Source organism: Limisphaera ngatamarikiensis (assembly GCF_011044775.1).
Taxonomy (GTDB): Bacteria; Verrucomicrobiota; Verrucomicrobiia; order Limisphaerales; family Limisphaeraceae; genus Limisphaera; species Limisphaera ngatamarikiensis.
This window is the reverse complement of the sequence record NZ_JAAKYA010000094.1, coordinates 1-2,812: the sequence shown is the minus strand read 5'-3', so window position 1 is coordinate 2,812 and position 2,812 is coordinate 1. Positions and strand designations below refer to the sequence as shown.

The following is a 2,812-nucleotide window of genomic DNA, read 5'->3' as shown; positions in this document are numbered from 1 at the left end:
CTGGTATGGGGAGGTGTGGGTGAACAATGCGACGGGTGCGGTGGGGGTGGTGGTGACGAACCTGGGGGTGGTTCGGGGGAATCGGGACCGGTTGCAGAGGGAGGTGCGGACGGCGGTGGTGGTGCAGACGCCGGAGCTGATGAACTACGACCTGGACGGGAATCTTGTCCGGGACGGTCGGTGGGTGTACAGTTGGGATGCTGAGAACCGGCTGGTGCGCGTGATGAGCTGGGGCGTTGTGGATCTGCGTCGGGTGGACTGGACGTACGATGCGTTGGGGCGTCGGGTACGGCAGGTGCGGTACGTCTGGACCAACAACACGTGGCAGGTGGTGGAGGATCTGAAGCTGGTGAGTGATCCCGTGTGGTTCGGTCGTCACATTGCGGAGCTGAACGGGACGAACGGTGCGGTGGTGCGGTCGTACGTGTGGGGATTGGATCTCTCGGAAAGCCTGGACGGAGCGGGTGGAGTGGGCGGGTTGTTGTGGGTGCGCCTGAACACCGGCCCTGCTTCAGGTGTGCACTTTGTGACGTACGACGGCAACGGGAACGTCTGGAACCTGGTGTCCGCGAGCACCGGTACCGAGACTGCGCGGTACGAGTATGGCCCGTTTGGAGAGCCTTTGCGGCTGACGGGCGCTGCGGCGGGGCTGAATCCGTTCCGGTTCAGCACGAAGCGGACGGAGGACGGAACGGGCCTGGTGCTGTACGAATACCGCGCCTACAGTCCCGCCCTGGGAAGGTGGTTGAGCAGGGATCCGTTAGGGGAACAGCCTGGCAGCTTCTCGTTAAGATCCGGGCCTGCGAGTCTCTTGGGTGCGCAGCCCTATGCATTTGTCCTTAATGCGCCGGTGTTCCGATATGATATTTTGGGTCTGCTGCCGCCGATGGACGTGCCTTGGTGGCCTCCGACACGCTATCCACCACCGCAGCCTCCTGCGCCGCGACCGTCGTTACACTGCCGTCTAGCCGCAGACCTTATCAGGAGCTTCTTGAATACACCACAGGAGAAGGCAGCGTGGGACAGGTATGTGTCGGGCTCTGGGGGGACGTGGGAGTTATCGTGCAGGGACATGGAATCGGTGGTAAGCGTTGCCAGAGCCGGGAACGGGATGACAGTGTTGGACATGATCGAGGCGGAGCGGCGCCGTTGCAAGCATGGTAGTCGTTACTGGATGAACTCAACAAAAGAGGTGGCGGCTGTGGGCGCTCCATGGGAGCTTGCGCTGGGCTACGTGGAGCTGACCATCAGCACTACATGCGCGTGTGGGGTGTTTTCGTTCAGCGTCTGTCTGGATGACACGTACGATTTCGATCCCAAGTGGCGAAAAACGCACCGGTTCGCGGATGCTGAAATCAAAACCACGCTGGTATGGGCGGCTGAAAATGCACTGAAGTGTGGGTGGAGGCCGTATCAGATTACGGGTTGTTATCATGGAGCGGAGTGTACGTTCTAGGCTTGCAAAAGCGTTGTTGGGAACTGCCTATAGCATGACGCTGATTGGAGTGTTTACACACGAGCCCGTTTCATTTGGTGGCGGATGGTTGGGGGGGTGGCTGCAACTTGCCGTGCACCTGGTGTTGTTTGGCAGCGTGTGGTTGGGGTGGGCGCTGAAGCGGTGGAAATGGGCGTTGTGTGGCGCGGGTGGAGCGGTTGCAATCATGGTGTCGGCGTATGTGTGGCGCAAGGTTGTGCATCCCGGACAGGTTATGGTCGACTATGGGGGACCTTATTTGCTTGGACTGACCGTTCTTCCTTTTGTGGCTGGCCTGTTGTACCCGGGGAAGTGGTATGTGAAGCTCGGGTTCACTTCGGTGGGGCTGTTGGGCGAGTGCATAGCGCTTGTCGTGAGTGGGTTTGTGGGGATAGCCCTGAAGGGCTTGCCCGTGGATTGAGCTGCACAGCGGAGTCGAAGTCCGCCGGGAGGTGATCATGGCACTGAAGGAGCGATCCGGAGAGTCCGCAGGGCCAGCCTCGAGCACAACTGGAGGTCGTCGACGTCCTGAGCCTCAACGCCAGTGTCCAGCCCACCGGATGCTTTGGCCAGCGTGCTTTGGGCGGATGTGATTTTGCAATGAAGCACAGAGGCGCAGAGGGGGCACGTGGAGGCGCATAGGGGCTTGGGATGCATGGAGCCGTGCGGCGTGTGGCGAAGTGTCGGGCGGAGAGGTTGCTTGCCGGCCGGGCGGCGATCTGGACCCCATGGGGTGGGCGAGGACGGCGACCGTCCCGGATGGGCGGGACGGCGCAGGTAAGGGACGGGCCGTATCCCCACGGTCCGTAGAAAGATGCGGGCACGGGGGACTGTGCCCTCCCGCAAGGTCGCATGGGAGGGACCGCGTCCTCGCGGTCCGCAAGCAAAGGCAGACCACGGGCGCCTCTACGGAGCCTGCAACGACACCCGGTGGCCGGATGCCCTTGCGAACTCCGCCAGGTCGGGGAGGGACGGCGTCCCCGCCGTCCGCGAGAATTTCGGCCATAGAGCACTGTGCCCCTACCGTAAAGTCGCATGGGAGGGACCTCATCCCCGCCGTCAGCTCGAATGCGCCTATAATAAGCTGCTGATCGGAAGCGATACCGGCCACCCGACTTGTTGCAGGGGCAAGAGGCTGCGGAACGCTTTGCCGGACACCAACCGCCGCCATGGAGCTCGCCACATGCTTTGCGCGCTCTCTTTTGGCCGTTCTCCGTGTCCTCTGTGTCTCTGTGGTTGAGTCCCCCCATGCCTTTGTACCGACGCGACCGGCTGCAGGGCGAGGTGCGGACGGCGGTGGTGGTGCAGACGCCGGAGCTGATGAACTACGACCTGGAC

2 protein-coding genes are annotated in these 2,812 nt (G+C 62.2%); both read left to right on the top strand.

The annotated features are described in order from the left end of the window. The coding region (locus tag G4L39_RS13785; RefSeq protein ID WP_165109073.1) for an RHS repeat-associated core domain-containing protein at positions 1-1,456 on the top strand (1,456 nt) is incomplete at its 5' end. 34 nt (positions 1,457-1,490) lie between these two features. Beyond that, on the top strand, positions 1,491-1,895 hold the full coding sequence (locus G4L39_RS13780; RefSeq protein ID WP_165109071.1) for a hypothetical protein: 405 nt from the start codon (positions 1,491-1,493) through the stop codon (positions 1,893-1,895). Positions 1,896-2,812: the final 917 nt, after the last annotated feature.

Excerpts from the sequence above, each read along its gene's own strand:
- G4L39_RS13780 (WP_165109071.1), top strand. The coding sequence starts at position 1,491 with ATGACGCTGATTGGAGTGTTTACACACGAGCCCGTTTCATTTGGTGGC.